This window comes from Dapis brunnea BLCC-M229 (genome assembly GCF_050015995.1).
In the GTDB taxonomy this organism is placed as follows: Bacteria; Cyanobacteriota; Cyanobacteriia; order Cyanobacteriales; family Microcoleaceae; genus Trichodesmium.
Genome location: NZ_JBNHEP010000055.1, coordinates 1 through 4,353 on the forward strand (window position 1 = coordinate 1; position 4,353 = coordinate 4,353).

Here is a 4,353-nt window from a genome sequence, read left to right on the forward strand (position 1 = left end):
CTTTCCTAGATAATTTTTATCTATTATGTCCTAATCTTTGCTTCGACTGCTATACACAAACGATGCTACCGGACATGATATAAAACCTTGTAGGGAAGTTCCATGGAACTTCCCTACAGTAGTCTATCCAAATGAAAACTTCTGTAAATTTTTATTTTTGATAGGGCTAAAACTCTGATTAAATAATGCTCAAACCCCAAAAATAAATCACGAATAGCTTAATTTCCACTCTTTTAAGCAAAGATAAAGTCGTTTGTACTCAATAAAGCTCCATCTAAACCTTCCAGCGTTACCTTTGCTCCATTGAAATTTAAAATTGCATTGCTGCCCTGCTGATTTATGCTAATATCTGCAAAGCTACTAACGTTTTTGAGTCCACTAATCCCAATCACATCAGTTCCAATTTCAAAGTCTGTGATTGTATCAGATCCGCCACTCTTCTCAATCCAGAATTCATCCGCTCCATCACCACCAGTTAGCTCGTCACTACCTTTACCACCGTAAAGTTTGTCTACACTTTCACCACCGTTTAAGATATCGCTACCATTCTCACCATAGAGAATATCTGCACCATCTAAGCCCATGATGACATCTGCACCATTATTACCGTACATCGTATCTTCACCTCCATCAGTACCTATCAGTTCATCAGGTTGGTTGGTACCAAAGAAGGTTTCTCCGTCGTCCAAAATATCTACGTTTAGTGTCGTTTCAGCCTGAACAACTCCACCATTACCATCATTGACTTCGTAGATAAAGCTCTCTACAAAAAGCTCGCCTGGTGTGGCTACATCAAAGACATCGGAATCTGCATCATAGACAAATGAACCATTGTCGTTAAATGTGAGGACTCCCCTTTCTGGCCCACTAATTAATGAGAAGGTCAATACATCACTAGCATCAACGTCAAAATCATTCAGTGCAACATCCCCATCAAGAATCATATCTTCGCCAATACCAAATGTATCATCCTCTGCAACAGGAACATCATTCACTCCTGTCACATTGACGTTGACAGTAGCAGTATCCGTGAGATCGCCATCATTAATCGTGTAGTCAAAGATATCTGTTGTGCTTTCATTAACGGCTAGATATTCAAATTGACCATTTGGATCGTAGGCGATAGTATCATTAATCAAGTTGACATTCCCAATTGTGGATGAACTATCAATTGATTCAAATGTCAATGCATCACCTTCAACATCAAAGTCATTAGTCAGGAGATCGGATGTCGCAAAGGAAAAAGCATTATCTTCATCCGTAGTTACTGTATCATCCTCTGCTTCAGGAGCATCGTTAACACCTGTTACCGTAACAGTCACTGTAGCTGTATCCTTCAAACCTGCTGTATCAGATAAAGTGTAACCAAAACTATCAGTTGTTGTTTCCCCTGCACGCAGAGAGTCAAAAATACCTGTAGGATCGTAGCCAACATCCCCAGATGGCATAAGTTCTACCTTACCTGTTGTACTACTGTCATCTATGGCAGATATAGTCTTGGTATCGTAGGCATCAATATCAAAGTCGTTTGCAAATAGGGAAGTATCTGTGAGATTAAGAGATGTATCTTCATCGGTCGTAACGGCATCATCATCTGCTTCTGGCGCATCGTTAACACCATCATCAATACCACCATTGATGCCACTATCAGGTGTTGTTAAAACGATTTTATCACCGACAATACTGGTATCACCCTCACTGGTTTTGAACCCACCCAGATTGATATTGTCTTTTTGAAAAACAGGCAAACTTAGCAAATCAGGGTCAGCTAATGGTGGATCGAGTTCCCAAAAGGGTCCTATTTGGGCATCAAAGAGCAATGATTTGCCGTCAAGAGGATTTTTAACTTTAGCTTTACCTTTGAAAGCCTCTACTGTCAGCTCAAGGCCAAGACCAATGGCAGTTTCGCTTTCCAAAGTTGCATCAGTACTGAAGGATGGGGTAATCACCGTTGTGTCACTAATGGAAAAGTCTGGAAGATCTGCCCATTGACCTGACCAACTTGTGGTATCTATCCCATTAATCTTAACTGATTTATCAAAAGCAAGATCCACGTTCAGATTTGGGTTAATTGTGAAATCTTGCACAAGGTTGACCGTTGGACCAGCATCTACATCAACTAGATCGTAGCTAAGTTCTAGGATGTCAGTCACCTTAAATTTCAAACCTGTTAAAGCCCCAACAGCAAATCCTGCTCCTGGTACTATAAAGTCAGCAGCTAGGCCGGTTAAACCATCGAAATCAAGGTTAAAATCCAGGATCTGGTCGCTACCTTTGCCTTGAATTGTATTACCTTCTACCTTCCCTTCTATACCTACCTGTGGGTATGTAAGTTCAATATTACCTAGTTCGGCTGAAACAGCTCCACCGCTAATATTGCTGAAAACCTTAACCCCAGACTGTTCAAATTTAGCCTCCCACTGCTTACTTCCAGGGACATATTTGACACTCAGTTTGTCTTGGAGTATAGGAAACCTTACTGAAAGTTCGTCAATGTCTCCGAAGAGTTCAAGGTTATTGGGATCGACGGAAATAATATTGAATTGTTGCTCATCAATACCAAATTTTGTACTACCTGAAGTTGTTGCTCCTAAAAAACCAGCTTTAGCAGATGCACTCCCTTCAGCAGCGAAAACAGCGTCTACGAAAGCTGTTGCTGTAGGGGATGTTGAGGTGAAGGAGCCATCTTTTAGTGTACTATCGGGTGCCAAGCTGATCAAAGTCCCTGCTTCAGCAACAAAGTTATCGGGAAGTCCAAGAGTAGGCTCGTGGGTGACTTTAGAATCAATGGAGCCAGGATTTAACTCATAACCTGCTTCAAAACCGAGTTTCAATTTATCTACAGAAACTGATGCCTCTGCCCCTGTTTCAGTAACATCGTCAAAAAGATCTAGTTTCCAATCTGCATCGAAGTTGTTGCTGTTATCAGAATCAGTGTTATCGAAGTCTAGACCAATAAATTCCTTGCCTTTCAGAACTGGTGCAGAGCCTGAACTAAATATACCCTGTTCCTCACTCTCGAAGGAAAATTCTCCAAAGTTGTAGTTGGTGGCCATAAGTTAGATTTCCTAGTCGATTCAGTATTAGTACGGTTTATGTTCAAACAATACTTAAAATCCCTAGAGAAAACAATCCCTAAAAGTTCAGTTTTATTCAGGAAAAAGTTCAGGTTTATTCAGGAAAAAGTTCAGTTTTATTCAGGAAAGTTCAGTTTTATTCAGGTTTTGGAATTTTGAGTTATATCATGTTCGTATAATTAGTTATGATAGCATTTTTGTTTGTAGTTGGGCTTTAGCCTCTCAAATATTTATCTTAGAGCTAAAGCCCAACTACGAGCTTAATTATAACTGTTCTACCGAAGATTATATTATATCCCAGATTCCGCAGGTTATAGTAGAAATTTTGAATATTTTTCAAGTTATATCAAGTCTCATTAATTAGCCATAATAAAAATCTTTTCTCTGATAAATTTCTCCCTGTTCCCTGTTCCCTCAATTTTTTATTGTGGGTATTCAAAGAGACATGATATTAACCTACATTCCGCACGACAAAATGTAGTATAAACAATAGGAGACAGGAGACAGGAGACAGGAGACAATTATAGTGGTCAATAGGAGTAAGTAATTGAGTATTTATGCTTAATATTTTCCTGAGAATTTGACTCCTCAGAAACGTCAATGAATCGGAGCTACATAGTATAAATACCTAGCAAGCTGCCGTTTTTATACTACTTTTAATGCTACAACTTGACGTGCGGAATGTGGGTATTAAGATAGGGCAAAGTATAAGTATTCAGGCGGACATGATATGAGATCATGTCCAGTAGCATCGTTTGTGTATAAAATCAAGCCCTAATTAGAGGAAGCCTTTCAGCATAAATGCCTTCTGCACTCTACCTTTCTTCCACCAAAGTGTAAGTATTCAAGCGGACATGATCTAATTCACCATTAATATCCCTAGACTCAGGGGCGGGTGAGAGGTTGAAGTATAGAGGGGGGTTGGGTGAACCGGGGTTAGGGGTAGGGGGAAATTCCCCCAAACTCTGTTGTCATAACCCTCTCTATTGCCCAAAAATTCGATAGGAGCCTTGTCATCACTTAACACTTTCTTATATTTATCCCTAACCCCTAACCCCCAAAACCTAACCCCTGTAATCACCGTAGCTTACTTGTCACCCCGTGAGATCCCTAGACTATTTAATGAGCTCCTTAACAAGAACTTGAGAATTGCGTTGGCGGAGCCTCGTGGCAGCTATATCGCTATTTAGTCACTTCAATATATTGAAATAATTACTTTTATACTGGACAGTACAAAGTTCTGGGTAAAAAAAAACATTCCCCGCACAAAATTGGG

General features: G+C 39.9%; 1 protein-coding gene. It reads right to left on the reverse strand.

Features of this window, described 5'->3' with window-relative positions; translation table 11 throughout:
• Window positions 1-233: 233 nt before the first annotated feature.
• Window positions 234-3,056, reverse strand: coding sequence for an Ig-like domain-containing protein (locus ACP6PM_RS06100; protein WP_426582795.1), 2,823 nt, complete (start codon window positions 3,054-3,056; stop codon window positions 234-236).
• Window positions 3,057-4,353: the final 1,297 nt, after the last annotated feature.

What these genes read in the sequence shown, in the direction of transcription:
- ACP6PM_RS06100 (WP_426582795.1), bottom strand. Translation starts at nt 3,056, where the DNA reads ATGGCCACCAACTACAACTTTGGAGAATTTTCCTTCGAGAGTGAGGAA.